The sequence below is a fragment of the Pseudomonas cerasi genome, from assembly GCF_900074915.1.
Classification (GTDB): domain Bacteria; phylum Pseudomonadota; class Gammaproteobacteria; order Pseudomonadales; family Pseudomonadaceae; genus Aquipseudomonas; species Aquipseudomonas cerasi.
On record NZ_LT222319.1, the window covers coordinates 3,517,822 to 3,543,316 of the forward strand.

Sequence of the window (25,495 nt, forward strand, 5' to 3'; positions counted from 1 at the left end):
ATGCGGATCGCCGCCCCGGTCACTCGCACAGAGATCTGCACCCTGCCTGACGCTACGGTTTTAGCCTCACTCTCCGGGCTCATCAGGAGTTGTGTATAGCGATGAGCGCATGAGAATGCAGGTCCGGGCGCTCTGCGTCCGGCCTCACTTCTCGTAATCAATCGAGTTCACGAACCACAGCTTCTCGCCTTCGGGCGTATTGACCAGCACCTCGTCGCCGACTTCCTTCTTCAGCAAGGCGCGCGCCATGGGCGAGTCGATGGAGATGTAGTCGTTGCGCCCATAGATTTCGTCATAGCCGACAATGCGGAATTTCTTGAGATCGCCCGCTTCGTTTTCGATCTCGACCCAGGCACCCAAGAACACCCGCCCTTCCTGCTCCGGCGAATACTGCACGACACGCATGTCTTCGAGGCGCTTGCGCAGGTAGCGCACGCGTCGGTCGATCTCGCGCAGCAGCTTCTTGTTGTACTGGTAATCGGCGTTTTCGCTGCGATCCCCGAGCGATGCCGCCCAAGCGACCTTTTGCGTAATGTCAGGCCGGTGCTCTCGCCACAGGTAGTCGAGCTCTTTCTTCAGGGCTTCATGCCCGTCACGGGTGATGATCTTTGTACTCAAGCGGTTTCTCCGGCCCTGCGAAAATCAGTTCGACAGGCGACAAAGACTCAACGTCGCGCCACCTCGTGCTGGATGCAGCCGTCGTAATAGACCTTGGTCACCGCATCAGGCTTGAGCCGCGACTCGCTGTCGTAGGTCTGTTCCGTGATACGCAATGCCATGGGCCGCATCCATTGTTTGGCAAACTTGCGCGCCTGCAGCTTCTGCCGCGCCCCATAGCGGGTAACGCCTGACAACTTGGAGGCCTGCGCACCGCCCGCAATGGCCGAGCCCCAACGACAAAGATAACGCTCGTTTTCCGTCGCGTTTCTGGCCTGTACGGAGAAAGCCAGCCCGGAAAGCGTCAGGCACGCCAGAGCACAATAGACCAAACGCATGCGAAAACCACCTAATCCTTTGATAAGGCGGCGATTTTGCCTGTCCGTTCACGCGTCGGGGGCCAGCAATATGCCTTCTATGCCAATTGGCTGACTCAGGCCATTCAACCCAGCGTAATCAAGCCCTGCCGGGCAATGCGGGTCAGGTCACTAATCACCTGCCCGACATCATCTGCCTGCGGCGATTGCACCACGGCGAGGTCGAATTGATCGTCGGCAAAATGGCTCAGAGACTGGTGGGTCTCGACGAACTGAATCAGAAACGCACAGGAACCGCCACGCCGACGGGGCCAGCCGTCGAGATATCGCAACAGCGTGGGCTGATGGGAGCCGCTGAGAAGGATTTTCGGGTTCTTGCGTGACAAGACCGTGCTGATCGGGGAAAGACGAATGAGGGGGCGCAGGTTGTTCATGGTTGTTTCTCTGCCTCGCAAGATCCGCTGGGCAGCGGTGAGAGGCAACACCGAACCAACGTTTTAGCGGTATTTGGACAAGGCCTCAGCCTTGCCAGGCGCCCCGCAAGTAGTTGTTAAATCGGCGCTTGAGCACGCATCCTAGAGAAACGTCCCATTCATTGTCAATTGCCATTCATGGCGGGTGCCTGCAAACGCGCAAGGCCCGCCACAAGAGCGGGCCTTGCAGAGCAAGCGTAGCCGGTTATCGGGCGATGATACGGTCCAGCGACAACTTGCCTGCACCTTCGATGAGTACCGCCACGGCACCGCCGAGCAGTGCCAGCGCGTACTCGTAGCCGTTTTTGGCCATGAAGAAACCGTTGTGGATGTGAACGGTGAAGATCGCCACCAGCAACAGCAGGATCACCACGACCGCAGCCGGACGAGCCAGCAGCCCCAACAACAGACCCAGACCGCCAAAGAATTCGGCGCTGCCTGACATCAGCGCCATCAGGTAACCCGGCGTCAAGCCCAGGCTTTCCATGTACTGCGCAGTGCCTTCCAGGCCATAACCGCCGAAGGCGCCGAACAATTTCTGGCTGCCGTGCGCGATGAACGCGATACCGACGATGACGCGCAGGACAGTCAGGCCGTAACCGGCGCGAGTGGTGAGGACCGACTTGATCAATGTGTTCATGGGCGACTTTCCGTGAGTGATGAGTGATTAACAACGAGTGGCGCCATGATAATCAAATTCACTCATGTAAAAACCGCAAATAACGGCGCATACAAATCGAATAAATCGATCTTTAGCGTTTTACCGCAGGTTTCGTGCCGCTCTTCTCCAGCGAGTCACGCTCGCGGTTGAAAGCCAGGTAGTACTTGTTCACGCTGTTCACGAACGCAACGACATTGGCACCGCCCTGCTCCATTGCCACACGTTCGGTCTGGAAGAACCACTGGTTGGGGTTTAGCCCGCGACGCCGCGCTTCCTCGCGCATGCCCTGCACGCGCTCGGGCCCCAGGTTATAGGCGGCCATCACGAATGCCATGCGCTCGCGTTCGTTGACCCGGTTACTGGAGAAATACTTGCGCTGGATCAGCGCCATATAGCGCGAGCCGGCACGGATATTGTCGTCAGCGCTCTGGATACTCGGTACGCCAACGCTTTTCGCCGCCGACGGAGTGATCTGCAACAGCCCTGTCGCGCCGCCGCTGCCCTTGGCAGTCGGGTCGAGTCTGGATTCCTTGAACGCGAGGGCAGCCAGGTCCAGCCAGTCCATGCCCTGCGCATCGGCATGGCGCTGCAGCATCGGACGCAGTTGTTCCAGGCGCTGCAGGTTGTTGCGCACCAGCGGGTTGTTGACCTTGTAGGTGTTCTTGTACGCCTTGGCCAACACCTGATCCTGCTGGGCCGAGGGCTTATAGCCTTTGAGGAAATCATCGACACTGGCCCGCAGCTGGGTGGCATTGTCACGCACGAACCAGCTGATATCCCCGTGGGTCTGCAAGGTAAGGCCGCGGTCGATGCGCAGTTTGGGCATGATCTTCGCCCAGCGCTCGGCAATCGGCTGCTCGACCAGCGTCATCGGGTAAATCCCGGCCTGGACCATTTCCAGCACATCCTCGACGGCCAGACTGGGGTCGACCCATTCGATTTTTGCCAGGGGCAGCTTGCGCAGCTCCAGTTGTCGATTGACCTGATGCAGGGCCTCGTCGGCCGCACTGCCGGTGGGCAGGCTCAGGGTCTTTCCGGACAATTGCTCCACACGGCGCACACTGCGCTGACCACTAACACCGACCAGCACCAGAGGCACGTCATGCACGATCGGTGCGCTGGCCTGAATACCCTTGGCGTCGCTGACATCGAGCAGTTCCCCCGGCGCGATCATGTCGCCTTCTCCGCGCTGCAAGGCGGTGAGCAACTGGTTCTTGGCCTTGGGGATGACCTTGATCGTGACCCTCTGCCCCGCTCGGGCATGGCTGTTGAGGTACTGCTCAAAGGCTTGCAGGCGATGGTATTCGATGCCGATTTCCTGGCCCTTGACGTCACCGGAGCTTTTACGGCTCTGATTGACCAGCACGCGCAGCACCTTGCTGCTGCGAATCGCCGGCAAATCGCGCACCTGCACAGTGTGCTGCACCACCTCGGGACCGGTCTGACGAGCAGAAACCTGCAGGGGCAGCAGCGGTAACAGGCACATCAAAGACACAAGCGCGGATCGGATCATTCACTTCCCCAGGGCAATGCCGGAAAAAATCAGGAAAAAGGAAATCTTGAGGTCACGCAGCAGCATCGAACAGCGAAGGAAATCGTTGAACCCTCAGGTTCAATCGCTTGAATACCCAGCGTTTTCTTGTTGTGGCCAGAGCTCTGGTATGCTCGACAGCCTTCAGCTGGAGGTAGCACCATGCAACTCATCGACATCGGCGTCAATCTGACCAACGCAAGCTTCGCCTCGCAGCGACAGGCGGTACTCGACCGCGCCTATGCCGCAGGCGTCCAGCAACTGGTGGTGACCGGCACCAGTGTCGAGGGCAGCGAACAGGCCCTGCAGTTGTGTCACGAGCTGGATGAGAGCGCGCAACGCCTGTTCTGCACGGCAGGTATCCATCCGCATTCGGCGAGCGATTGGACCGGCGACACCGAGAAACAGTTGCATGCCCTGCTCAAGGAAAATCGCGTTCGCGCCGTGGGTGAATGCGGCCTGGATTACAATCGCGATTTCTCGCCTCGCCCTCAGCAGGAAAAGGTCCTCGAAGCGCATCTGGCCATGGCCGTGGAACTGCAATTACCGGTGTTCCTCCACGAACGCGACGCCAACCAGCGGCTGCTGGAAATTCTGCGCGACTACCGCGACCGCCTGCCCGCGGCAGTCGTGCATTGTTTCACCGGTGAGCGCGCCGCGCTGTTCAGTTACCTGGACCTTGATCTGCATATCGGCATCACCGGCTGGATCTGCGACGAGCGACGCGGCACCCACCTGCACGCACTAGTGGGCAACATCCCTCGCGGCCGGCTGATGCTGGAAAGCGATGCGCCCTACCTGCTGCCACGCAGCCTGCGTCCCAAGCCGAAAAACGGTCGCAACGAGCCGGCTTACCTGCCGGAAGTCTTGCGCGAAGTAGCCTTGCACCGGGGCGAAACGCAGGAAGACCTCGCACGCCACAGCACAGATTGCGCACGGCAGTTTTTTGCCTTGCCAGTGCTGAAAACAAACCCGGAGGATGAAAATCTGCAGCTTTCTTGACCCGCATCAAGAGTCTCTTCGTTGGCTGAGGCACAGTGATGGCATCTTGCTGCTATCTCAACCGATCACCGAAGAAGACCACTCATGGGCTCATGGCTTGGCAACCTGTCACTGAAATATAAGTTCTGGGCCGTCAACGCGGTCGCTTTCGTCACCACCCTGTTGCTGGTGCTGTACGCCATGCAAACTGAACAACACGCGCGCACGGATGCGTCGCGCCAGGCAGCACAAGCGCAGGCGCGGCTGCTGACCGACTGGCCCGTCGACACGGCCCTGCCCTCCAGTAATGTCTTGCTGACGTACCGACAGGGTCAGACACCCGTTTTGGATGGCCTTGCGCTGCCGGAACTGGCTGACGCCAGCGACTGGGTTGCGCTGAACAAGCCCGCTGGCGATCGATGGCTGAGCGGTGCGCAGATCATCACCCGGGGCGCCGAGCAACGGATTGCGCTACTGGCATTCACCCCGACCTTCATGCACGTCATGCTGGATCGCTTCACGCACTACGCGATTGCGGTTTTCGTGCTGATGTTATTGATGCTCTGCGCTTCGCAACTGCTGATCCGCTTTCTACTCAGCCAGCTCAACGCGCTCAAGGATGTGATGCTGCATGTGGAAAAAAGCGGCGACCTGGCGGCCCGTGTTCCCAATCGCAGTGACGATGAGGTCGGACAGATGGCCAAGGCCTTTAATGCCATGCAGGTAATGCCATGCAGGCCGGTTATCAGCGAGTGGTCAATACCGTTTCACAAACCGCTGGCCGCCTTGATCAGGGTGCCGCGCACCTGGCGGCGGGCATGAAGGAAGTGCGCCAGGGCATGCTCGGCCAGCAAAGCGAAACCGACCAGGTGGCCACAGCCATCAACGAGATGACCGCTACGGTTCATCACATTGCCCAGCACGCCACGGCTACCCGTGATCAGTCGCAGACCGCCGACGCGCTGGCGGGCAGTGGCAAAGTGGTGGTCGACCGCGTGCAGGTGTCCATCGCAGGGCTGTCCAGCGGCGTGCAGCAGACGGCGGAAATGATCCAGCGCATGGCCGAAGACAGCCAGAAGATCAACGGTGTGGTCAACGTGATCCACAGCATCGCCGAGCAGACCAACCTGCTCGCCCTCAACGCAGCCATCGAAGCCGCACGCGCCGGGGAAATGGGTCGGGGTTTTGCCGTGGTCGCCGACGAGGTACGCAATCTGGCCAAGCGGGTGCAAACCTCCACTGATGAAATCACCACGATGGTCTCGACCCTGCAAAGCGGCACCCGCGATGCGGTGGATTTCATGCAGGAAAGCTCGTACAAGGCCGACGAATGCGTGCAGCAGGCGCGGGAAGCCGGCGATGCACTGGCGGCGATTGCCGGTGCCGTGGCGCAGATGCGCGAAAGCAACACGCAGATCGCCGTCGCGGCTCAGCAACAAAGTCAGGTCGCCGAGGAGATGAACCGTGCGGTGGTGAGTATCCGCGATGTCACCGAACGCACGGTGATCCAGACGGTTGACTCGGCCAGCACCAGTGACGAACTGGCCACGCTGGCAGGCGAACTGAATGCCGCCATTGGCCAGCTCAAGCTGTAACAGGCTATCGCCACGATAGACAGGCTTGACTCGTCAGCCATCGGCGCGCGGGCCTATCCTTCAGGCATTGAACGACGCTTTACGCGTTACCTGAAGAGGACCGCATCATGAACAAGCCACTTTCCGATCTGCAGTTGAATCAATGGCGTGACAGCAACGACAGTCAGGAGCACTCGACCAGTCTGGCCCTGTACCTGATCGCCGTACCGCTGTTCATTCTGGCGGCCCTGCTGATCCTCAACGGTCTGTTTTCCGAAAGCCTTTCATCGGTTGCCATCGGCGTGATCGGCCTGATGGCGGCGCTGGGTTTTCAGCGCCAGGACGCCGCTCGGGCCGCTCGCAAACCTTGATCCGGTTGCCGGTCAGCCAAACACGGTGACCGTCTGGCGACTGATTGCGATCAGCTCGCCGTCGGGGCTCCACAATGCCGCGGCGGTGTGACCATAACCATCGCGGGCATGCTCGATGACTGCGCGATAGCAGCACCATTGCAGGGTATCCAGCGACGGCTGGGGCTGGACGAACTCAATGGTCCAGGTCAGTGAACTGCCGGGTGCCGGCTTGTCCAGGTGCGGCAACACCGCAGGCGGCCAGGTGTCCACCAGGGCCAGAATATGCGCTTCGCTCATGGGCGTGGCGTGCGGCTCATCGCGAAAGCGCACGTAGCCGCCTATCGCCGGCGATTGGGTGTTACTGAAAGGCATACCGCCCAACGCCCAGCGGATGTCCATGAAACGCAGGTAATCAGGCATCACGCCGCTGGCGAACGGTAGCTCCGGGCATTGTTCGACCGGTTTGAGGACCGGCGCGGCTTCTGCGGCAAAGGTGATCATTGATTCTCGAGGGGCACCGAAGCTCCCTTGTATCTGGGTCATTACCTGACCATTCTGCACTGCGCGCCCCGGCACCTGACTGACTGCCTTGCCATGGCGCAGGATGTCGACCTCGAAAGCAATCGGCACCCCGGGCGCCGCCGGCCCGACAAAGGTGATCGCCAGCGAACGAACCGGCCGCCCTTCCGGCACCTGTGCACGCATCGCTTCGTAGGTCAGCGCAGCCATCAGCCCGCCAAAGCAGGCACGCCCCTGAGACCATTCGGCAGGGATCGTGACAGCGCGAGGATCACGACGCAGCGCATCGATCAGTTCAGAAAAGGTCATGTTCACTCCACACGTCAACACACAAGTGGATGGATGATAACCATCCTCTTAGTTATCGACAGGCCGCATAATGGCCATTTTTGCGGCCTGAATGACATGCCTCACGATAAATTACCGGATCAGAAACAGGCCTTGGCCAGGCGTTTGAGCGACGCTTCGGCCTTGCGTTCGGCACGTACTATGCCGATTTGCCAGCCCGGCACGCAGGGTGCCAGATCAGGTTGTTCCGCAGCCTGCGCCAGCCATTGCAGATGATCATGCCAGTCGCCCAGTTCGCCTTGTGCGGATTTGAGCCGGGCTTGCATGTTTTTCCGCTGATGACTGAGTTGCGGATAGGCTTCGGCAGCGTAGCGCACGCGCTTGATCAGCAAACGCAGGTCATGCCGATCGTGTCCCGGTTCAGCGATGGCCACACGCAGCTTGTGCCATTGCTTGTCCATGCGTTTTTCAATGGTCTTGCGCAGACCCCGCAACATGCCCTGGCGCTGTTGCAGACGCAGCATTTCCGGGAACCGGTCAATCAGCTTGAGCAGACGGGTCAGCTCGGACGAGCTGGCGACCTCGGGGCAGGCGGTTTCCAGGTAGCGGTTGCGTGTGAACGCGGCCTCGTTCAGACCCTGCTCTTCAAGAAACCCGGCGAGCACCTGCATGTCACGCAGCGGCGTGGTCAGTTGGCCGACCGCCTTGGCCGCCTCTTCCAGCTCTGCCGCACTCGGGTTTTCCCGCAGGGGCCGCAATACGCTGCGCAGACGGCGCACCGTGGTACGTAAATCGTGCAGCGCTTCGCTGTCAGTCGAAACGGCAAGGCGTGCCTGACACGCGAGTAATTTGACATCCAGCGCCAGCACTTCGGCGACCAGATGATCCACCATTGAAGACATGCAATTCCCCTTCGACAAACTGATTCATGAATGCCTGTCCCTGACGGCTGACAACCTCCATGGCAAACCCCGACGCAACGTGCTCAGCGCCTGCCTCAAGCGGCTCGCCGAAGCCAGCCGCCCAGCGTAGCGCTGCGCCTGAAATTCGCGGATGAAACCTTCAATGGCCTCGGCATGCTGCGGAAAGTAGAGTACCGCCCTGCGGCAGAATGCGTCAGCGCCTTCACCCGGCACACGACGCAGACCATGACGGGCGAGCAAGCGTTCAAATGCGTTGAACACGCGCAACTGCGAGTCGCTTTCGCGTTGCCAGGGTTTGAACAGCCATAACGCCACCAGCCCCAGTGAAAACAGGGTTCCCAGGACAAAAACCGGCGCCTGGAAGCCTGAAAACCAGCGACCGAGAATTTGTAACTGCTGTTGTCCCTGATAGCCCAGTACCCAGCGCTGCCAGCCGTAATTGAGGTTATCCCAACTGAGGCGCAGGGCGTTGACCCAAGCCACGTTACGGTAGCGCAACGCTGAATAGGGAGAGTCCTGAAGAAACGCTTCGTCCGCCGCCAGCGCCTGCTCCAGACCTTGCTCGATACGTTGCGGCGCCACGGCGGCAGTAGGGTCGACGCTGCGCCAGCCCACGCCTGGCTGCCAGTATTCCACCCAGGCATGCGCATCGAACTGGCGAACAGTCAGGTACTGCCCGTCGGGGTTCTGCTCACCGCCCTGATACCCGGCCACCACCCGCGCCGGAATGCCTGCCGCGCGCAGGACAAAGGTCATGGCACCGGCGTAGTGGGCGCAAAAACCCTGACGACTGGCAAACAGGAATTCATCGATGCTGTCATTGCCCAATGGCACCGGTTTGAGGGTGTAGTGAAACGGCTGATCGCTGAAGTAGCCGAGCAGCGCCGCGACCATAGCGTCTGATGTGGTGTAGCGCCGGCGCAGTTCATCGGCCCATTGCCGCGCCTGATCATTGCCCTTGGCAGGCAGTTGCAGGTCCTGACGCTGGATCTGCTCGCTGGACAGCGGATCACGGACGCTCTGCGGCCATGAGTTGACGGCGTACAACAACGACTGCTCGATGGGGCGTCTGCGCTGCAGGCGGAAGTCGCTCATCTGCCGCACGTCCGGCAACGTGGTTTCTGCAACGTCGAGGCTCGGCAACCAGGGCCGGCCGCTGGCTTCCATGACAACGCTGTAGGCCAGCGGCTCACCGCGTTTCTCCCACTGCGCAATCTGCACGGTCTGGGCACGTGCCGACTGCGACCAGCGACGTCCATCGAACTGCTCAAGGGTCAAACCGCGCCAGTAAAGCTGATTGCGCGCCGGGATCGGCCCTTCAAAACTGGCGCGGAACACCAGTGCAGGCGATTTGCTCAGTTCCGCCATGTCGCCGGGTGCCATGTTGTCCGACAGGCCGGTGACGCCTTTGTTACTCGGCTGCGGCAGCGACCAGAGCGGGTCCAAGCGCGGAAAGAATAGAAACAGCAGGAGCATCAATGGCAGTGCCTGCGCCATCAGCTTGAACGCCAGCTTGAGCGTGTCCGCCGACCTGCCGGCCAGGTCTGTGTGTTGCAGGCCGATCAACGCAGCCAGCAGCGCGCTGACCGGCAGCAGACTGAAGAGCGCCCACAGCAGGTTGTCTTCGAACAGATAGCCAACCGCCACGCAGAAGAAACCGAGGAAAATCAGCACGCGCGCGTCACGGCGACTGTTCATTTCCAGCATTTTCAGAACGAATGCAGCCACCAGTAACGCAGCCCCGGCATCCAGCCCGACCAGGCTGCCGCGCGCCAGATAAACGCCACCTGCGGTGCCCACCAACAGCCCGGACTTGACCAAGGTGCCAGGCAAACGCACGCGCATCCGGAACGCCTGCACGCGCCACACCGTACAGCCGAGCCAGAGGATCGTGATTGACACCGGCACATGCAGCGCGAACGGCAACACCACCAGTGCCTGCGCCACCAAGAGCCAGGTAAGGCTGACACGCGGAATGGGCGCGGATTGAACTGTCTTGACCTTGTCGTTCATGATCGATGGCCGTACAGCGCAAGGGCGCGCAGACAGACTTCGCGGTGTGCATCGCCGCTGTCCACCGCCGACAAAAAGCCCGGTAACCGCAGGGCAAACGGCTGCTGCCGCTGCGACAGCTCCAGCACCCAGTAACACAGGCGCGACAGGCGCTCTTCGATATCGCCGCCCAGCGCCATGAAGTCCAGGCACAGGTCATGGCCACTGAGGTCGGTGAAATCCTTGATCAGCAGCCCCTGCCCGCGAGAATAGGCTTTCCAGTGCAGGCGACTGCGATTGTCACCCGGCTGGTAGCTGCGCAAGCCCTGATAATCATCGACACCGGCCCCCTGGGTGGCATGGCCATCGTCCTCGGCATGCGGCTGCACGCCCTTGAGCAGCGGCATGGTCCCGGACAAGGGTCGAGGGTAGATCAAGGCGCTCTGCTCCAGGTCTAGCCAGCTCCAGGCGCGAAAGATACCCAGCGGAAATACACTCTCGATGCGCAGCCTTGGCGCACGCAGCCAGCCGCGCTTTTCGGCGGGCAGAGTCAGTTCCAGGTCGGTCAGCCCACGGGGCTGCACGTCGCCGGACTGCAATGCTGTCGCACTCCAGCCCAATCCCAATGCCTGGTGGGCCTGCCCGGCACTTTCCAGGCGCAGGCGCAATTGCACCGGCTCGCCGACGAATACCGAACGCGCCACGCCCGCACTCAGAACCAGACCGCTGATGTTGCGGTAGGTGTGCAGGATGGCCAGCACGCCTATCGACAGCAATAGAAAGGTCAATCCGTAGGCCAGGCTGTTCTGATAATTGATCGCCACCAGCAGCATAAGCACCAGCACTAGCGCGTAAATCATGCCGGTGCGTGTCGGCATGATGAAAATGCGCCGGTGGTCGAGGGTAATGCGTGACGCTGGAGGAATTCGCCTCGACAGCCAGCGTTGCCAGAGCGGTTTGAGCGGTTCGATCAAAGCACGGGCACCTCGCGCAACAGCCATTGCACCAGCGCACCGCCGCCATGCCCGGTCGGATCGCTGCGTTCACGCAAACGGTGTCCGATAACCGATGGCAGCACCGCCTGCACGTCTTCGGGAATCACGTACTCCCGCCCCAGCAACATCGCCCAGGCCCGTGCTGCGGCCAGAATCGCCAGGCTCGCCCTGGGTGAAAGTCCGTACGCGAACTGCGGCTGACTGCGCGTCGCCTCGACCAGTCGCAGGACATAATCAACCAGCGCGTCACTGGCACGCACCTGCCGCGCCTGCGCCTGGAGCTGGCCAAGCAGGGCGTGATCCAGAATCGGTTGCAGACGCGGCAACAGCTCGCGGCGCGACTCGCCCAGCAGCAGGGCTTTCTCTGCGGCTCTGGCCGGGTAGCCCATGGAAATGCGCATCATGAACCTGTCCAGTTGCGACTCGGGCAACGCAAAAGTGCCGCCGGAACTGAACGGGTTCTGGGTCGCGATCACAAAGAACGGATCGGGTAACAGACGCGTCGCGCCTTCGATGGACACCTGCCCTTCTTCCATCGCTTCCAGCAACGCGCTCTGGCTCTTGGGCGTGGCGCGGTTGATCTCGTCGGCAAGCACCAACTCGGCGAAAATCGGACCGGGATGAAAGGTGAACTGCCCACTGTCCCGATCAAATATCGAAGTCCCCAGGATGTCACCTGGCAGCAGGTCAGAAGTGAACTGAATACGCTGATAACTCAGGCCGAGAATTTTCGCCAGCGCATGACTGAGGGTCGTCTTGCCCATCCCCGGCAAGTCCTCGATCAACAAATGCCCGCCGCCGACCAGACACGTCATCGCCAACCGTACCTGCGCCTCCTTGCCCAGCACCACCTCATTGATCGCGCTCAGGCACGCATCGAGTTTTCTACCCATCGAAAGCCCCTTCCGGCAACTGCTTCATGACTGTGGGACTGCAAGCGATGCCAGTGTCCGAACACTTTAAAGTGAGCGTAGGCCGTTTCGCCAGAGTTGGTTAGGCCTACCGTCTCGCCAGACTGAAAGATTTGTGACGCAGAACGTCACGAACGGCATTGCCACGCGGAGCGTGAGGAACGATAGCCATCAGCTCCCGGGCCGTGTCTTTAGCCAAATGGCCTAAAATGCTTTTCGAGCGCGATGGCACAGACGAAGCAGAGTGCGACGTCAGTGACAGGGCAAAGGAACCCGACGAAGTCGGGCCGGAAACGGAGCTTGGGTTTGCTTACTTTGGCCCCTCAAAGTGAGTCGCCGAGGGGCGAAAAGGCGACTTGAGTCAGATGGAGAAGTCACTGAAACCACAGAACAGCTGCGTGACGCAGAGCGTCACGAACTGCATGCCAACGCATTGGCACGATAGTCATTTTCCGGACGCCCCATTTTCAGGGGCTTTACTGGCCTCTTCGCGAGCAAGCTCGCTCCCACGGCCTTCGGCCAGAATCAAGAGCAGACCTGTGTATCGTCAGGTATCAACGGCCAGCGCGGGACTCGCGGATGTAGAAGCGGGCTTTCTCGGACTTCTCGGTGCAGCCTTCAAACGCCTCGAACTGCTGCTGAGTCTTGGCACCCGTCAGCAGCGACAAGGCCTTGGAGTAACTGACCGTTCCGGCGAAGCCTTCAGCCTTGGCCAGATCAAGCTCATGCCAGGCAGCGTCGAGCTGAGTGGCACAGCTGTCGCGATATCCAGTCTTGCCAGCACAACCTGCAAGAACCAAAACAAGCAATGGCAGACAGATAAGGGCTTTCATGCGGGTGTTACCTCAGAGTGAACAGGGAGTGTGCGGCTTTGACGGTGCGGGGCAGTAAAAGTGCCGCAGCACGGGGCTATGCTCGCTTTTTTCATCTAGTGATCAGCCAGCAGACGATACCCTATTCCAGGCTCGGTGAGGATGAACCGCGGAGCGGTCGGATCGTCCGCCAGCTTCTGCCGCAAATGCCCCACCACGATACGCAGATAATGACTGTCTTCGGTGTGCGTGGGCCCCCAGATATCCTTGAGCAACTGCTGCTGGGTAATGACCCGCCCGGGATGCCGCGCCAACTGCGCCAGCACCGCGTATTCCTTGCGGGTCAGCGCCACTTCCTGGCCGTCGAGCAGCACACGCCGATAGGCCAGGTCCACGGTAAGCGGCCCGAACTCAAGCGCAGACTCGGGCTTTTCGCTGCCCGACGCCTGCCTGAGCAGCGCCCTGATTCGGGCCAGAAACTCCTGAATGCCAAACGGCTTGGTCACGTAATCGTTGGCGCCGGCGTCCAGCGCCTGAACTTTCTGAGCCTCGCTGGCGCGCACCGAGAGCACCAGCACCGGCACTCCCGACCACTCGCGAAACTCACTCAGCACCTGCTGGCCGTCCATATCCGGCAACCCAAGGTCGAGCACCAGCAAATCCGGTTTGTTCAGGGCAGCTTGAGTCAGGCCCTCAGCGCCAGTGGCGGCTTCCAGCACCTTGTAGCCCTGCGAAACCAGACTGATGCGCAGGAACTTGCGAATCTGCGGCTCATCATCGATGACCAGAATGGTGGTCGCCTGGCTCAAGCGGACTCCTCCAGTTCTACGTCCGGCTGCGCCTGCAGCGGCAGAAACAGCGTGATGCGCGTGCCCAGCCCGTCAATGCCGTCCTCGACCGTGAGCCGTCCACCGTGTGCGCCGATCATGCCCTGACAGATCGCCAGGCCCAACCCTGTGCCCTGCCCGCCCCGATCGCCGCGCGCGGCGGTGTAGAACATGTCGAAAATCTTCGCTCGCTCATCCTCGGGAATGCCCGGGCCTTCGTCACTGACCGAGAAAAACAGTTCACTGTCGACCACACCGGCTGCTACCTGCAAGCGCCCGTCGACGGGTGAAAAGCGCGCAGCGTTCTCAAGCACATTGACCAGCGCCTGCTCGATCAGCGCCGCGTGCACATACAGCAGCGGCAGCTCGCCGGTCACCTGGGTGCTGACCTGCAAGGGCGCCAGTACGGCACGCAGCCGGTTGAGCGCGCTGCCGACGATATCGGCGGGCGACACCCAGTCGCGGGCGAGCTTGAGAGCGCCATGCCCCAGACGCGTCATGTCGAGCAGGTTCTGGATATAGCGGTCCAGGCGCTCGGCTTCGTCACGGGTACCCTCCAGCAGCTCGCGGCGATCCTCCAGTGGAATGGCTTCGCCCAGAGCCAGCAGGCTGTCGATGCTGCCGCGCATCGAGGTCAGCGGGGTACGCAGGTCGTGGGACACCGAAGCCAGCAAGGCGCTGCGCAATTGCTCGGTTTCGCCGTGCAGACGCGCCGCCTCGAGTTCCTGAGCCAATTGCGCACGGGCCAGTGCCTGCGCCAGTGGCTGGGTAAGCGCGGCCAGCATACGTCGATGCTGCGCGGTAAACGACTGGCCTTCTCGCGCGCAGACTCCCAATAGAGCCAACGGCCCTTCTTCTGCGGTGATCGGCCACCACCACCAGCGCCCGGATGGCAAGGTGCCGGTGCCGCTGCCCGCGGGTTGATCGTGCTGCCAGGCCCAATCGGCAGCAGCGCGCTCGGGCTCCGAAAACGTCAGTGGCCCACCGGTTTCGACCACCCAACCGCCGTGCCCGTCGCGATCGACCAGGCACAGATGCAGTTCCTTCCAGCCGGAAAAATGCTGTTCGGCGGCGGCGAGCACCGCCTTGCGATCCGTGGCGGCGGTCATCTTGCGCGACAGGTCGAGCAGCTCGCTGGTCTGTTCCTGGGTATCGCGCAACGCCTGCAACTGCCTGCGCTGGCGCGCCGCGAGCTTGCCGGTCAAGGCCGACATCAACAGGAAGAACAACAGCGTCAGCACGTCTTCTTCGCGCTGGATGTTCAGGGAAAAACTCGGCGGAATGAACAGAAAGTCATAGGCCAGGAACGATAACCCGGCACAGGCGAGCGCCGGGCCCATGCTGCTGCGCACGGCGACCAGCAATACCGCAGCAAGAAAGATCAGAGATATGTTGGGCAGCGCCAGCACGCCTGCAACGCCCCAGGCGACCAGACTGGCGATCAGCGTGGCGACGAAGGCCAGACCGTAATCGAACCACACCACTTCGTGAGCCGGACGGGCACGCGGCGGCTGATCAGGCAGTTCCTCGCTGTCGTCGAGCACCGAGATTTCCAGCCCGTGCCCTTCGCGCAATAAGCGTGCCGCGACGCCGCCACCAAACACGCGACGCCGCCAATGCCGTCGCGACTGGCCGACCAGCACCACGCTGGCGCGCCGTTCGATGGCATGCTGCACCAGCGTTCGGGCGACCTCCCCGGCGCGCAGCGAAACCGCCTCGCCACCGAGCCGCTCGGCCAGTTGTTGGGCGCTTTGCAGACGCGCGCGAGACTGCTCGTCGAGGGTTTGCCCGTCGTCCACATGCACGGCGCTCCACGGCAGATGGCGACGCTGGGCAACCCGACTGGCGTGACGCACCAGACGCTCTGCATGGATATCACCGTCGATGCCCACCAGCATCCGCCCACGAACTGCCGGGGCCGACTGGCCCAATTGCCGGTAGCCCTGCGCCAGATCGTTATCGACCTGGGCAGCCGCCGTCTGCATGGCCATTTCACGCAGTGCAGTGAGGTTGGTCTGGGTGAAGAATGCGTCGATGGCCGCGCGTGCCTGCTCAGGCACGTAGACCTTGCCGTCGCGCAGGCGCTCCAGCAGTTCGCGGGGCGGCAGGTCGATCAGCACCAGATCAAAGGCTTCCTGCAACACCCAGTCCGGCAGCGTTTCGCGCACCTGCACGCCGGTGATGCCGCGCACCTGGTCATTCAGGCTTTCCAGGTGCTGGACGTTGACGGTGGTGTACACATCGATGCCGGCCGCCAGCAATTCCTGAATATCCTGCCAGCGTTTCGCGTGGCGACTGCCGGGCGCGTTGGTGTGCGCCAGTTCGTCGACCAGTACCAGGCTCGGCGCAGCCTTGAGCAGCGCGTCGAGGTCCATTTCTTCGAGGGTCATGCCGCGATACTCAGTGCGCAGCAAGGGCTGTTGCGGCAGACCGTTGAGCAGCGCCTCGGTTTCTGCGCGGCCGTGGGTTTCGACCACACCCGCCAGCACCTTCACGCCTTGGCGCAGCTGCGCGTGAGCCGCCTGGAGCATGGCGTAGGTCTTGCCGACGCCTGGCGCGGCACCCAGAAACACCTTCAGCCGCCCGCGCCCCTCGCGGGGCAACTGGGCCAGCAGTGCGTCAGCTCGACCGGAATCACTCACGTTGGTTACCACCCTCTTTCTGATCAGCTACAGCTTAGTGAATCTGCTGCGTACAAGGCGTACTTTGTTACAACTGCGCGTTGCGCGGTGCAGACGGTAACTGATTCAGGCTCATATTCAAGGCCAATACGTTGACCACGGGTGGGCCGATCAGCGGACGCTGGGTATTGGCGTCGATCAGCGCCTGAACCTTGTCCAACGGCAACTGGCGCGCCGCTGCAACACGACCGGCCTGCCAGGCAACCGCTTCAGGCGAGAGGTGCGGGTCCAGTCCGCTGCCGGAGGTGGTCAGCAAGGCCATTGGCACCGGTTCCTGAGAAGCGTTGGCCAGTTTCGCGGCGTCCTCTTTCACGCGAGTCGCCAGCGCCGGATTGCTCGGGGCAAAGTTACTCGCGCCGCTGGCCACGGTCGCGAATGCGCCCGCCGAAGGACGCGACTGGAACCACTCATCGCCGGTGAACGACTGGGCGATCAGCGTCGAGCCGCGCACCTTGCCCGACGCGTCATACACCAGGCTGCCGTTGGCCTGCGCCGGAAACGCCACTTGCGCAACCCCGGTGACCACCAGTGGATAGGCCACGCCGGTGATCAGGCTCATCAACACGATCAGGCTCAAGGCCGGACGCAATACATTGGACATCTGCACATCCTCAATCAGGTGAGGCTGCACGCCGACCGGCATGCAGCACAGGCTTCAAACAAGGCCGAGTGCGACCAGCAGCATGTCGATCAGCTTGATGCCGAGAAACGGCACAACGATGCCGCCCAGGCCATAGATCAGCAGGTTGCGACGCAGCAAGTGAGCGGCGCTGGCCGCCTGCACACGCACGCCACGCAGGGCCAGCGGAATCAATACGACGATGATCAGCGCGTTGAAAACGATGGCCGAGACAATCGCGCTCTGCGGGCTGGCCAGCTTCATTACGTTGAGCACGCCCAGTTGCGGGTAGATCGAGGCAAACAGTGCGGGCAGTACCGCGAAGTACTTGGCCACGTCGTTGGCAATCGAAAAGGTGGTCAGCGCACCGTGGGTAACCAGCAGCTCCTTGCCGATCTGCACCACGTCCAGCAACTTGGTCGGGTCGCTGTCGAGGTCAACCATGTTGGCCGCTTCGCGCGCCGCCTGGGTGCCGTCATTCATCGCCATGCCGACGTCGGCCTGCGCCAGTGCAGGTGCATCGTTGGCGCCGTCGCCACACATCGCCACCAGACGCCCTTCGCCCTGCTCCTGGCGAATGCGCTCCAGTTTTTTCTCCGGCGTGGCTTCGGCCAGCACGTCGTCGACACCGGCCTCGGCAGCAATCGCTGCGGCAGTCAGCGGGTTGTCGCCGGTGACCATCACGGTACGGATACCCAGTTTGCGCAGCTCTTCGAAGCGTTCGCGAATACCTGGCTTGACCACATCCTTGAGATGGATCGCGCCCAACAACCGACCGTTGGCGCAGACCAGCAGCGGTGTGCCACCGGTCTTAGCAATCTTGTCGACCTCACGGGCCAGTGCAGGCGGCAGCTCGCTGCGCTGCATGTTGATGAAAGCCAGCAGCGAATCCACCGCGCCCTTGCGATACACGTGGCCCTGATAATCAACGCCGGACAGACGTGTGTCAGCGCTGAACGGCACGGCCGTCACCGAGCTCAGGGTCGGCTCGTTCATCGGGTGCAGGTTGCGCAGAAACTCGACGATGGATTTGCCTTCTGCCGTATCGTCGGCCAGCGAGGCCAGCAAAGCACCCTCGCCCAGCTCCTTGGGCGTCACACCCGGTGCAGCGTAGACAGCAGCGCAGCGACGGTTGCCGAAGGTGATGGTGCCGGTCTTGTCCAGCAGCAGCACATGCACATCGCCCGCGGCTTCCACGGCGCGACCGGACTTGGCAATCACATTGAGGCGCACCAGGCGGTCCATACCGGCAATGCCGATGGCCGACAGCAAACCACCAATGGTGGTGGGAATCAGCGTGACCAGCAGCGCCACGAGAAATACCAGCGGCAGGCTGCCACCGGCGAAGTGGGCGAACGGCTGCAAGGTGATGACCACCAGCAGGAAGATCAGGGTCAGGCCGATCAGTAGAATATCCAGCGCGACTTCGTTGGGGGTCTTCTGCCGTTTGGCGCCTTCGACCAGCGCGATCATGCGGTCCAGCGTCGATTCGCCGGGGTTGGCGCTGATGCGTATCAGCAGCCAGTCGGACACCAGCCGGGTATTGCCGGTCACGGCCGAGCGGTCACCACCGGATTCGCGGATCACTGGCGCAGATTCGCCGGTAATCGCGGCCTCGTTGACGGCCGCGATGCCCTCGATGACTTCGCCGTCACCGGGAATCATTTCGCCGATCTCGACCCGCACCACGTCGCCCTTGCGCAACTCGCTGGCATTGATGATGCGCAGGCTGCCGTTGTCGTCCCTGATACGAGCCTTGAGCCCTTCGCTGCCCGCCTTGAGGCTGTCGGCGCGCGCCTTGCCACGGCCTTCGGCCAGCGCTTCGGCGAAGTTGGCGAACAACACGGTGAACCACAGCCACAGAGCGATCTGCACGCAGACCGAAGTCGGCACCTGCGGGTTGGGGATCACGCACAGCACGGTGGTCAGAATGGCGGTCAGTTCCACCACCAGCATGACTGGTGAACGCTTGAGCTGACGCGGGTCGAGCTTGACGAACGCCTGCACCAGCGCCGGACGCCACAGGGCCGCGATTCCGGTTTTTGCCGATTCGGCGGCCTGCGATTCAGTAGATTTCGCAGCAGCATTTTTTGCGGGATTAATAGGTAAGTTCATGATCGGTTCCTCAGAAACCCAGGCTCAGGTGTTCGGCAATCGGCCCCAGTGCCAGGGTAGGCAGGAAGGTCAAGCCACCCACCAGCAGAATCGTGACGGTCAGCAGGGTGACGAACAGCAAGCCGTGGGTCGGGAAGCTGTTCTGGCCCTGCGGCGCGGTCTTCTTCATGGCCAAGCTACCGGCCAGGGCCAGCACCGGCAGGATGTAACCGAAGCGGCCGATGAAAATCGCCAGGCTGAGCATCAGGTTGTGGAACACGGTGTTGGCACTGAAACCGCCGAACGCCGAGCCGTTGTTGGCCGTGGCCGAGGTATAGGCGTACAGCAACTGACTGAAACCGTGTGCGCCAGGGTTGCTGATCGCACCGGCCGGGCCTGGCAGGCTGGCAGCAATCGCGCCCAGCACCAGCACGCCCACCGGCATCACCAGCAAGGTGGCGACCAGCAGTCGGACTTCCTGCGCTTGCAGCTTCTTGCCCAGGTATTCCGGGGTACGGCCAATCATCAGACCTGCGAGGAACACAGCGATCAGTACGTTGAGCAGCATGCCGTTGAGGCCGACACCGACGCCGCCGAAGATCACTTCGCCAACCATCATGTTGACCAGCGCGACCATGCCGGTCAGCGGGTTAAGACTGTCATGCATGCCATTGACCGAGCCGTTGGAGGCCGCAGTGGTAGCGACTGACCACAGCACCGTACCGGTGGTGCCGAAGCGGGTTTCCTTGCCTTCCAGCGGTGCGGTCTGTTCGACACCGGCGATGTTCAGTGCCGGGTTGGGCTGGTACTCGGCCCACAGCGAGACCGCGCCGCCGATCAACAGCAGCGCCAGCATGCAGCCGAGAATCGCGCGACTCTGGCGCATGTCCTTGACGTAGTGACCAAAGGTGAACACCAGCGCAGCCGGGATCAGCAGGATCGACACCAGTTCGAACAGGTTGCTCCACGCCGTCGGGTTCTCGAACGGATGCGCCGAGTTGACGCCGAAGAAACCGCCGCCATTGGTGCCCAGTTGCTTGATCGATATCTGACTGGCCGCAGGGCCCATCGGCAGGCTCTGGTCAGCGCCTTGCAGGGTAAGCGCATCAATGTAATGGCCGAAGTTCTGTGGCACGCCCTGCCAGACCAGAAACACCGCCAGCACGATACTGATCGGCAACAGGCCGTAGAGCGTGGCGCGGGTCATGTCGGCCCAGAAGTTACCCAGGCTCTGGGACGAGCGACGGCTGATACCGCGACACAGCGCGACCAGCACTGCCAGGCCGGTCGCGGCGCTGACGAAGTTCTGCACGGTCAGGCCGACCATCTGGCTCAGGTAGCTGAGCGACGCTTCGCCGCTGTAGGCCTGCCAGTTGGTGTTGGTTATAAAGCTCATCGCCGTGTTGAAGGCCAGCGACCACTCCATGCCCGGCAATTGCTGCGGGTTGAGCGGCAGCATGCCTTGCAGCATGAGGATGGCGAACAGCACGACAAAGCCCGCCAGGTTGAACGCCATCAACGCCCAGGCGTATTGCTTCCAGGACTGTTCGGTTTTCGGGTCGACGCCGGAAATCCGGTAGCAGGCGCGCTCGACCGGCCCCAGCACCGGGCTCAGCCAGGTGCGCTCGCCTTCCATGACCCGGTAATAGAAACGTCCCAGCCACGGCGCGGGGGCCAGCAGCAGGACCAGAAAGGCCAGGATCAACAGATAATCGTAACTGTGCATGATCACTCCTGACTCTGGTCGGCGCGCAACAGCGCCACCAGCAGATAGATGAACAGCCCGACTCCCATCAGCAGAGAGATACCATCCATAACGCTCATTGAAATTTCCCCCATCAGGCAACACCGGTACGGCGCAGGCCGCGTGAGGTGATTGTCCGCAGGCAGGGTGTAAAGGCGCGAGATCGACAGGCTGGCCGGGGCGTAAAGAAGCTGTAAAAAAGCGCTACAGCCTTGACGGCGCAAGGCCTTCACGGCCCTGCGGCGCTGTCATTTATGTCAGGTTCGCGTTAGGGGATGCAGGGGTATCGTGGTGCGGCGATCTTCAGGGAAAGGACTTCACCATGCTTCGCGACAATGGAAAACCACCCGGCATCACGCCGCCTTCCCAAGCCACACCCGCCACTGTCCAGTTGACTGTCAAGGAACGACAAGTCCTGGAATGGGTGGCGCTCGGCAAATCCGCCTGGGAGATATCCCGGATACAAGGCTGCTCGGAAGCGACCGTGCACTTTCATACCAGCAATATCCGCCGCAAGTTCGGCGTGACGTCATTGAAGGCGGCATTGGTGATGGCGATCAGGCAGGGGGTTATTTTGGTGGAGTGATATACAAACGTACTTCAAGCGTCTGGTTTAAACCGGGCAACGGGAGGTAGGTCGTTGACCGGTTATGCTAAAGCACCAGGTTAGTAATCAGGATTCGAACCCAAGTAATGTCTTTCACCCTCGGGGAGTCTTATGTCACTGGGCTTCGCCCGTTTGTTACCCAGCGCTATCCTTTGTTGTTGAGCTTTGATAGCCTGATTAATATCATCTTCTTTTGTTACGCTTTTTAATTTGGACCTGACTTCCTTGGTAATAATCCGCTTTCCTTCATGTTTCTTCGCATACTTGTACTCCTTTTGTGCCTCTTTGTACATGAAGTCGTACATTTCAAAGTTCTCTTCAGCAGAGCTATGGGCAGCCACAAGCTTCGACGGCGGACGTTTACCATTGACCGTATAGAACGAAAGTTCTCGTTCTTGTGCTTTTAGCTCAGACTTTGCGCTCTTGAAGTATCTCTCATTGCGGATGACTCTTTTCTCGAAGTTGTTTACGGTAGAGGGCTTCATCTTCCTCAAGCGAACAGGTGTGGTCTTGCTGTTAATAAGCAGCGTCTTCGGGATGGATGCGTCTGCTGCTGTATTGAGAGGAGCTCTAAGAAATCTGATCAATGCCCCCCAAGGACTATGCCCCGTTGGATCCCGCATATTCACCGGATCCCCCTCGACATACGCATACCCATTCATCCCACCCTCGCCAAACGGACTCCAGCTATCAGGACTGTTGAAGCGCATCAACACCGGGCTGTAGGCCCGATAGCCATTACCCAGCATTTGCCAGCCGGTATCCGCCTCGCTCAGTTCGCCGTTGAACCCCAGTCTGCCGTGCGGTGGATCTTCGCCGCTAGCGTGGCCGTAAGCCGTATACCACCTCCGATTGATCCCGTTGGCATCGACTTCACCGAGCACGCTGTCACTGTCGTTGGTGGCAAGCAGCACCGTCCGATCGATCTGCTGTTCGGCCAGCAGGTAGTCGTCGCCACGCATGAAGGTGCTCTGGGCATGGCTACCGAGTTGATTGGCCAGCTCCCCGTCACGATAAAAGCGCAGATCCCTGTCCGCTCCGCGGGTCTCCCCTGTCAGTTGGTCCTGGGGGTCATACTTATAGTGAATGCCGGCTGAGGGCGTGCCTACTTCGATCAGGCGGCCGAGGGGGTCGTACTTAAGCGTGCGACCGGCTTCGTCGATATCCAGATTACCGTCCGGGTCGTAGTGGAGTTTGATTTCAGGCGGGTAGTATTCGCCGTTACTGTTCGTTATCTGCGTCATCCCGCTCCTCATAGACGACTCGGTTGAGGCCATCGAAATGACTGCAGGTTTTTACCCCCTTGACGTCGATGAGCGTCTGCATGGCCCGATCAGTCGCCTTGGCACATAGCTGATACTCGTAACTTCTGGTCGCCCTGTAGGTTTCATCATTTGGTGCCACGGTTTCACTCAGTACACGCCGCAGGCTGTCGTAGACGTAGCGAATTTCCACATTGTTGTCATCGCGATTGAGCAAGGGTTCGCCGTTGAGCAGAGAATCCTCCAGCGTGATGACCTTCTTCGCGCCATCGAAGCCGGTCACGGTCTGTACGGTTTGCAGCACCGTCGCGGCGTAACGGTTGCTCTCAGGGGAACCCTTAACGAAGCGCTCAGCGAAGCCATCAGGCGAGCCTTGGGCCGGGGTCTCGAAGGAGCGCTTGAAGATGCTGTAGGCATACGCTGTGCTGGTCACCTTCCCGCCCATGATCACTTGCTGCAGTTTGAGCCGACCGTGCAGGGCTGCGTTGCTCGGCTCATCGAAGTATTCATAGGTCGTGCGTTGCTGTTCCTGCTCAGGGGCCTGCGTCAATAAGGTCTCGCTTTGCGGTGCAAGCCATTCCTGTCGCTGGCCGCCATCCACCGCAGGCAACGCCAAGTAGCGATAGCGGGTGACAAGGACCGGTGCCTTGCCGTAGCTGGACAAGGCCGGGATGACCTTGCTGCTTTTCATCCAGCGGACGAAGCCTTCGGGGTCTGGCGGGCATCCGTCCTCACCGGCGGCCGGATACCACTCACTGACCTCGACCACACCGTTGGCCTGAGTCTGAGTGAGCAGATTACCGTGCTTGTCATACGTGCTGCTGACAGTCTCGCTGCGCGGCACACTGCCGTCTGACGACAGCCGCCAGGTGGTCTGCACCTCCTTGGGTAACTGGCAGTAGGCTGGCTGAGTCAAAAAGGGTTGTCCCGGCTCGATGTAGTAACGAGTGTCCACCTGCTTGACGGTGAGGTTCTTGCGCGTGGTTTCTCGAGTGAGCAGGTGAAACTGGTTGAAGGTCCGTTCGATGCTGCGCTCGGCATCAGCCTTGCCCGCGACCTGGACACGCCATGTTTCGGTCGACAAATACTCGTACGGCTCCGCCCCGAGGTATCGATACAGATTGTCCAGACCATTGTCTTCCCAGGCGATATCCAGCCCTGCGCCCAGAAAGTTGCGCTCGCGCCCGGCGCTGTCCTGGTAAGTGTAATAAACGTCCATTTGCGCCTGACCCAGGCCGGGCGTGGTGCGATGGCGCGTGACTCTGGGCAGAGCGGGACGTGCCGCCCTCGCAGGAAACTGATGGCCGCTGTCGGTATAAAAGACCTCTTCCCGACCGCCAACGGGTGTTTCCACCGACGTGATGCATAAATGCTCACGGATCGTGCTGTATGCAAAACGCCAGGAAGCAGCATTGTCGGTCGGCAATTCGATACGGTTGACATGGTGATTCGATCCGGCCAGCACCATCACGAAGGTCGCATCCGGGCCCTCGCCAGTGGTTATGCGCAGCTTCACCGACGTTGCGTCGCGGCTGATGCCGAGCAGGACCTGACCCGAGTCATCCTTGATTTCGCTGAGCATTTGATGCACGCCGAAAGAGGCATAACCCAGCGTGACACTGTGGCCTTCAGGGGCAAATACGCGCACCGGCAGCGCGACTCTGTTGGTGCCGCTGCCGCGCATTTCAAGCTGCTCAACCAGACCGGACTTGTGCATCACCCGGTAGTGGTTATCGTCCTCCTTGTACAAGTGGAAGCTGTCGATTTTCTTTTCCGACATCAGCATCTGGCCGTTGCCGGTACTATCGACCTTGAATGTCTCGCCGCTGCTCAGCGATACGATCTGGTTACCAGGATCGTACTGCGACAATGGCAGGTTCCAGCCAAGACCAAAGCCGCTGTCCAGGCGGTTGAGAGGGTTATAACTGAGTGCCAGCGGCATGCCCGGGCCACGCAATCCGTTGGTTTTGACATCGGGCAGGGTGATCGCCACCGTGTATTGCCCGGTGCGGGGGTCAACGCCGCTCTGTACATAACTGAGAAAGTTGAACGCGTTGGAGTGTACGGAAGTCGATGCTGTCATGTTCCATGAACCTCGAACGTTATGTATTAAGATAACCGCCGCCCACGGGGGCGACGGTTAAGCAGGCCTGACAAGTTCAGTTGTACTAACGACTAACTCGATACATCGACACGGACGCAGGACAACTTGCCTTTTATATTTTCATCACCGTCATACGCCTTGATCACAACAACGCCGCGACTGACGATGGTGCCGACCGGTTTGCTTCTGAGCTGGTCGATGGATATCCATTTTGTTGTCAAGGGGTCGATATACGTCTCGAGCCCAAATACCCAGCCTCCCGAATCATTACAGTCTCTGGATTCCAGGTAAATCTTCATGGCTGAGCGCACATTATCCAGCTTGATAAAACTCATCTCATCGTTCGTGCACGAATGATCGCGCTCGTTGAGATAAACCGTGTCGTCCTGGGCGGTAAAGGTGCAGTTCTTGCCTCCGCCATCAGCGTTTGCTGCGAGCATGATCAGTCGAACCGCCTGTGCCTGGGGCTTTGGCACGGGGCTGTGGGACGGGACGAGCGTACAGCCTGTCAAACCCGTAAGCGCCATGCAGGCCAAGGTTTTACTTAACGCATTCATGATAATGACTCCC

At 60.7% G+C, this 25,495-nt stretch carries 21 protein-coding genes and 2 pseudogenes; 4 read left to right on the top strand and 19 right to left on the bottom strand.

Annotation, left to right across the window (positions count from 1 at the left end):
- Nucleotides 1–144: 144 nt before the first annotated feature.
- The 5 genes from greB to PCPL58_RS18180 form a co-directional block, all read right to left on the bottom strand.
- Nucleotides 145–618 carry a transcription elongation factor GreB gene (greB, locus tag PCPL58_RS18160; protein ID WP_065350083.1) on the bottom strand — a complete coding sequence of 158 codons (474 nt, stop codon included), beginning with the start codon at nucleotides 616–618 and terminating at the stop codon, nucleotides 145–147.
- Between the two features lie 47 nt (nucleotides 619–665).
- Entirely contained in the window at nucleotides 666–995 is a 330-nt protein-coding gene (locus PCPL58_RS18165; protein WP_003316621.1) for a hypothetical protein, read from the bottom strand.
- Between the two features lie 104 nt (nucleotides 996–1,099).
- The gene (locus PCPL58_RS18170) at nucleotides 1,100–1,408 is read right to left on the bottom strand and encodes a hypothetical protein (protein WP_003366800.1); all 309 of its coding nucleotides are present in this window, start codon (nucleotides 1,406–1,408) and stop codon (nucleotides 1,100–1,102) included.
- Nucleotides 1,409–1,652: 244 nt separating this feature from the next.
- Nucleotides 1,653–2,087, bottom strand: coding sequence for a DoxX family protein (locus PCPL58_RS18175; RefSeq protein WP_003366798.1), 435 nt, complete (start codon nucleotides 2,085–2,087; stop codon nucleotides 1,653–1,655).
- Nucleotides 2,088–2,199: 112 nt separating this feature from the next.
- The gene (locus PCPL58_RS18180) at nucleotides 2,200–3,621 is read right to left on the bottom strand and encodes an MltF family protein (RefSeq protein ID WP_065350084.1); all 1,422 of its coding nucleotides are present in this window, start codon (nucleotides 3,619–3,621) and stop codon (nucleotides 2,200–2,202) included.
- Nucleotides 3,622–3,801: 180 nt separating this feature from the next.
- Between PCPL58_RS18180 and PCPL58_RS18185 the strand changes: the two genes are divergently transcribed.
- From PCPL58_RS18185 to PCPL58_RS18195, 3 genes and pseudogenes are all read left to right on the top strand, one after another.
- Nucleotides 3,802–4,641, top strand: a complete 840-nt coding sequence (locus PCPL58_RS18185; protein WP_065350085.1) for a TatD family hydrolase — start codon at nucleotides 3,802–3,804, stop codon at nucleotides 4,639–4,641.
- Nucleotides 4,642–4,725: 84 nt separating this feature from the next.
- Nucleotides 4,726–6,215, top strand: a pseudogene (locus PCPL58_RS18190) (methyl-accepting chemotaxis protein).
- A gap of 107 nt (nucleotides 6,216–6,322) precedes the next feature.
- The gene (locus tag PCPL58_RS18195) at nucleotides 6,323–6,565 is read left to right on the top strand and encodes a hypothetical protein (RefSeq protein ID WP_044308255.1); all 243 of its coding nucleotides are present in this window, start codon (nucleotides 6,323–6,325) and stop codon (nucleotides 6,563–6,565) included.
- 12 nt (nucleotides 6,566–6,577) lie between these two features.
- Here PCPL58_RS18195 and PCPL58_RS18200 read toward each other — a convergent pair whose 3' ends face one another.
- The 12 genes from PCPL58_RS18200 to kdpF form a co-directional block, all read right to left on the bottom strand.
- Entirely contained in the window at nucleotides 6,578–7,375 is a 798-nt protein-coding gene (locus tag PCPL58_RS18200) for an acyl-CoA thioesterase (protein WP_065350086.1), read from the bottom strand.
- 119 nt (nucleotides 7,376–7,494) lie between these two features.
- Nucleotides 7,495–8,247: a CHAD domain-containing protein gene (locus PCPL58_RS18205; protein WP_065350087.1), complete on the bottom strand. Its 753-nt coding sequence runs from the start codon at nucleotides 8,245–8,247 to the stop codon at nucleotides 7,495–7,497.
- Nucleotides 8,248–8,280: 33 nt separating this feature from the next.
- Nucleotides 8,281–10,290, bottom strand: coding sequence for a transglutaminase TgpA family protein (locus PCPL58_RS18210; protein ID WP_065350088.1), 2,010 nt, complete (start codon nucleotides 10,288–10,290; stop codon nucleotides 8,281–8,283).
- Entirely contained in the window at nucleotides 10,287–11,270 is a 984-nt protein-coding gene (locus tag PCPL58_RS18215) for a DUF58 domain-containing protein (RefSeq protein WP_032609408.1), read from the bottom strand. The genes PCPL58_RS18210 and PCPL58_RS18215 overlap by 4 nt, the downstream gene beginning before the upstream one ends.
- The gene (locus PCPL58_RS18220; protein WP_003433070.1) at nucleotides 11,240–12,157 is read right to left on the bottom strand and encodes an AAA family ATPase; all 918 of its coding nucleotides are present in this window, start codon (nucleotides 12,155–12,157) and stop codon (nucleotides 11,240–11,242) included. The genes PCPL58_RS18215 and PCPL58_RS18220 overlap by 31 nt, the downstream gene beginning before the upstream one ends.
- Nucleotides 12,158–12,729: 572 nt before the next feature.
- Nucleotides 12,730–13,008 carry a lipoprotein gene (locus PCPL58_RS18225; protein WP_003316607.1) on the bottom strand — a complete coding sequence of 93 codons (279 nt, stop codon included), beginning with the start codon at nucleotides 13,006–13,008 and terminating at the stop codon, nucleotides 12,730–12,732.
- A 95-nt stretch (nucleotides 13,009–13,103) separates the two neighbouring features.
- Nucleotides 13,104–13,796: a response regulator gene (locus PCPL58_RS18230; protein ID WP_003366785.1), complete on the bottom strand. Its 693-nt coding sequence runs from the start codon at nucleotides 13,794–13,796 to the stop codon at nucleotides 13,104–13,106.
- On the bottom strand, nucleotides 13,793–16,456 hold the full coding sequence (locus PCPL58_RS18235; RefSeq protein ID WP_065351077.1) for a sensor histidine kinase: 2,664 nt from the start codon (nucleotides 16,454–16,456) through the stop codon (nucleotides 13,793–13,795). Before PCPL58_RS18235 ends, PCPL58_RS18230 begins: the two co-directional genes overlap by 4 nt.
- Nucleotides 16,457–16,523: 67 nt before the next feature.
- Nucleotides 16,524–17,096, bottom strand: a complete 573-nt coding sequence (gene kdpC / locus PCPL58_RS18240) for a potassium-transporting ATPase subunit KdpC (RefSeq protein ID WP_065351078.1) — start codon at nucleotides 17,094–17,096, stop codon at nucleotides 16,524–16,526.
- A gap of 54 nt (nucleotides 17,097–17,150) precedes the next feature.
- Entirely contained in the window at nucleotides 17,151–19,229 is a 2,079-nt protein-coding gene (kdpB, locus tag PCPL58_RS18245) for a potassium-transporting ATPase subunit KdpB (protein WP_065350089.1), read from the bottom strand.
- Between the two features lie 10 nt (nucleotides 19,230–19,239).
- Nucleotides 19,240–20,934, bottom strand: coding sequence for a potassium-transporting ATPase subunit KdpA (gene kdpA / locus PCPL58_RS18250; RefSeq protein WP_003433073.1), 1,695 nt, complete (start codon nucleotides 20,932–20,934; stop codon nucleotides 19,240–19,242).
- 2 nt (nucleotides 20,935–20,936) lie between these two features.
- Nucleotides 20,937–21,032, bottom strand: coding sequence for a K(+)-transporting ATPase subunit F (kdpF, locus tag PCPL58_RS18255; protein WP_003406089.1), 96 nt, complete (start codon nucleotides 21,030–21,032; stop codon nucleotides 20,937–20,939).
- A 242-nt stretch (nucleotides 21,033–21,274) separates the two neighbouring features.
- On the opposite strand from kdpF, the gene PCPL58_RS18260 reads away from it, so the two are divergent.
- Complete coding sequence (locus PCPL58_RS18260; protein WP_003366775.1) at nucleotides 21,275–21,538, top strand: helix-turn-helix domain-containing protein; 264 nt, start codon at nucleotides 21,275–21,277, stop codon at nucleotides 21,536–21,538.
- Nucleotides 21,539–21,618: 80 nt separating this feature from the next.
- On the opposite strand, the pseudogene PCPL58_RS18265 reads toward PCPL58_RS18260, so the two are convergent.
- Both PCPL58_RS18265 and PCPL58_RS18270 read right to left on the bottom strand, forming a co-directional pair.
- A pseudogene (locus PCPL58_RS18265) lies at nucleotides 21,619–24,904 on the bottom strand (RHS repeat-associated core domain-containing protein).
- A 92-nt stretch (nucleotides 24,905–24,996) separates the two neighbouring features.
- Nucleotides 24,997–25,482: a hypothetical protein gene (locus PCPL58_RS18270; RefSeq protein ID WP_003366771.1), complete on the bottom strand. Its 486-nt coding sequence runs from the start codon at nucleotides 25,480–25,482 to the stop codon at nucleotides 24,997–24,999.
- Nucleotides 25,483–25,495 lie beyond the last annotated feature (13 nt).

Excerpts from the sequence above, each read along its gene's own strand:
- PCPL58_RS18165 (WP_003316621.1), bottom strand. The coding sequence starts at position 995 with ATGCGTTTGGTCTATTGTGCTCTGGCGTGCCTGACGCTTTCCGGGCTG.
- PCPL58_RS18170 (WP_003366800.1), bottom strand. The coding sequence starts at position 1,408 with ATGAACAACCTGCGCCCCCTCATTCGTCTTTCCCCGATCAGCACGGTC.
- PCPL58_RS18175 (WP_003366798.1), bottom strand. The coding sequence starts at position 2,087 with ATGAACACATTGATCAAGTCGGTCCTCACCACTCGCGCCGGTTACGGC.
- PCPL58_RS18180 (WP_065350084.1), bottom strand. The coding sequence starts at position 3,621 with ATGATCCGATCCGCGCTTGTGTCTTTGATGTGCCTGTTACCGCTGCTG.
- PCPL58_RS18185 (WP_065350085.1), top strand. The coding sequence starts at position 3,802 with ATGCAACTCATCGACATCGGCGTCAATCTGACCAACGCAAGCTTCGCC.
- PCPL58_RS18195 (WP_044308255.1), top strand. The coding sequence starts at position 6,323 with ATGAACAAGCCACTTTCCGATCTGCAGTTGAATCAATGGCGTGACAGC.
- PCPL58_RS18200 (WP_065350086.1), bottom strand. The coding sequence starts at position 7,375 with ATGACCTTTTCTGAACTGATCGATGCGCTGCGTCGTGATCCTCGCGCT.
- PCPL58_RS18205 (WP_065350087.1), bottom strand. The coding sequence starts at position 8,247 with ATGGTGGATCATCTGGTCGCCGAAGTGCTGGCGCTGGATGTCAAATTA.
- PCPL58_RS18210 (WP_065350088.1), bottom strand. The coding sequence starts at position 10,290 with ATGAACGACAAGGTCAAGACAGTTCAATCCGCGCCCATTCCGCGTGTC.
- PCPL58_RS18215 (WP_032609408.1), bottom strand. The coding sequence starts at position 11,270 with ATGGCTGTTGCGCGAGGTGCCCGTGCTTTGATCGAACCGCTCAAACCG.
- PCPL58_RS18220 (WP_003433070.1), bottom strand. The coding sequence starts at position 12,157 with ATGGGTAGAAAACTCGATGCGTGCCTGAGCGCGATCAATGAGGTGGTG.
- PCPL58_RS18225 (WP_003316607.1), bottom strand. The coding sequence starts at position 13,008 with ATGAAAGCCCTTATCTGTCTGCCATTGCTTGTTTTGGTTCTTGCAGGT.
- kdpC (WP_065351078.1), bottom strand. The coding sequence starts at position 17,096 with ATGTCCAATGTATTGCGTCCGGCCTTGAGCCTGATCGTGTTGATGAGC.
- kdpB (WP_065350089.1), bottom strand. The coding sequence starts at position 19,229 with ATGAACTTACCTATTAATCCCGCAAAAAATGCTGCTGCGAAATCTACT.
- kdpA (WP_003433073.1), bottom strand. The coding sequence starts at position 20,934 with ATGCACAGTTACGATTATCTGTTGATCCTGGCCTTTCTGGTCCTGCTG.
- kdpF (WP_003406089.1), bottom strand. The coding sequence starts at position 21,032 with ATGAGCGTTATGGATGGTATCTCTCTGCTGATGGGAGTCGGGCTGTTC.
- PCPL58_RS18260 (WP_003366775.1), top strand. The coding sequence starts at position 21,275 with ATGCTTCGCGACAATGGAAAACCACCCGGCATCACGCCGCCTTCCCAA.
- PCPL58_RS18270 (WP_003366771.1), bottom strand. The coding sequence starts at position 25,482 with ATGAATGCGTTAAGTAAAACCTTGGCCTGCATGGCGCTTACGGGTTTG.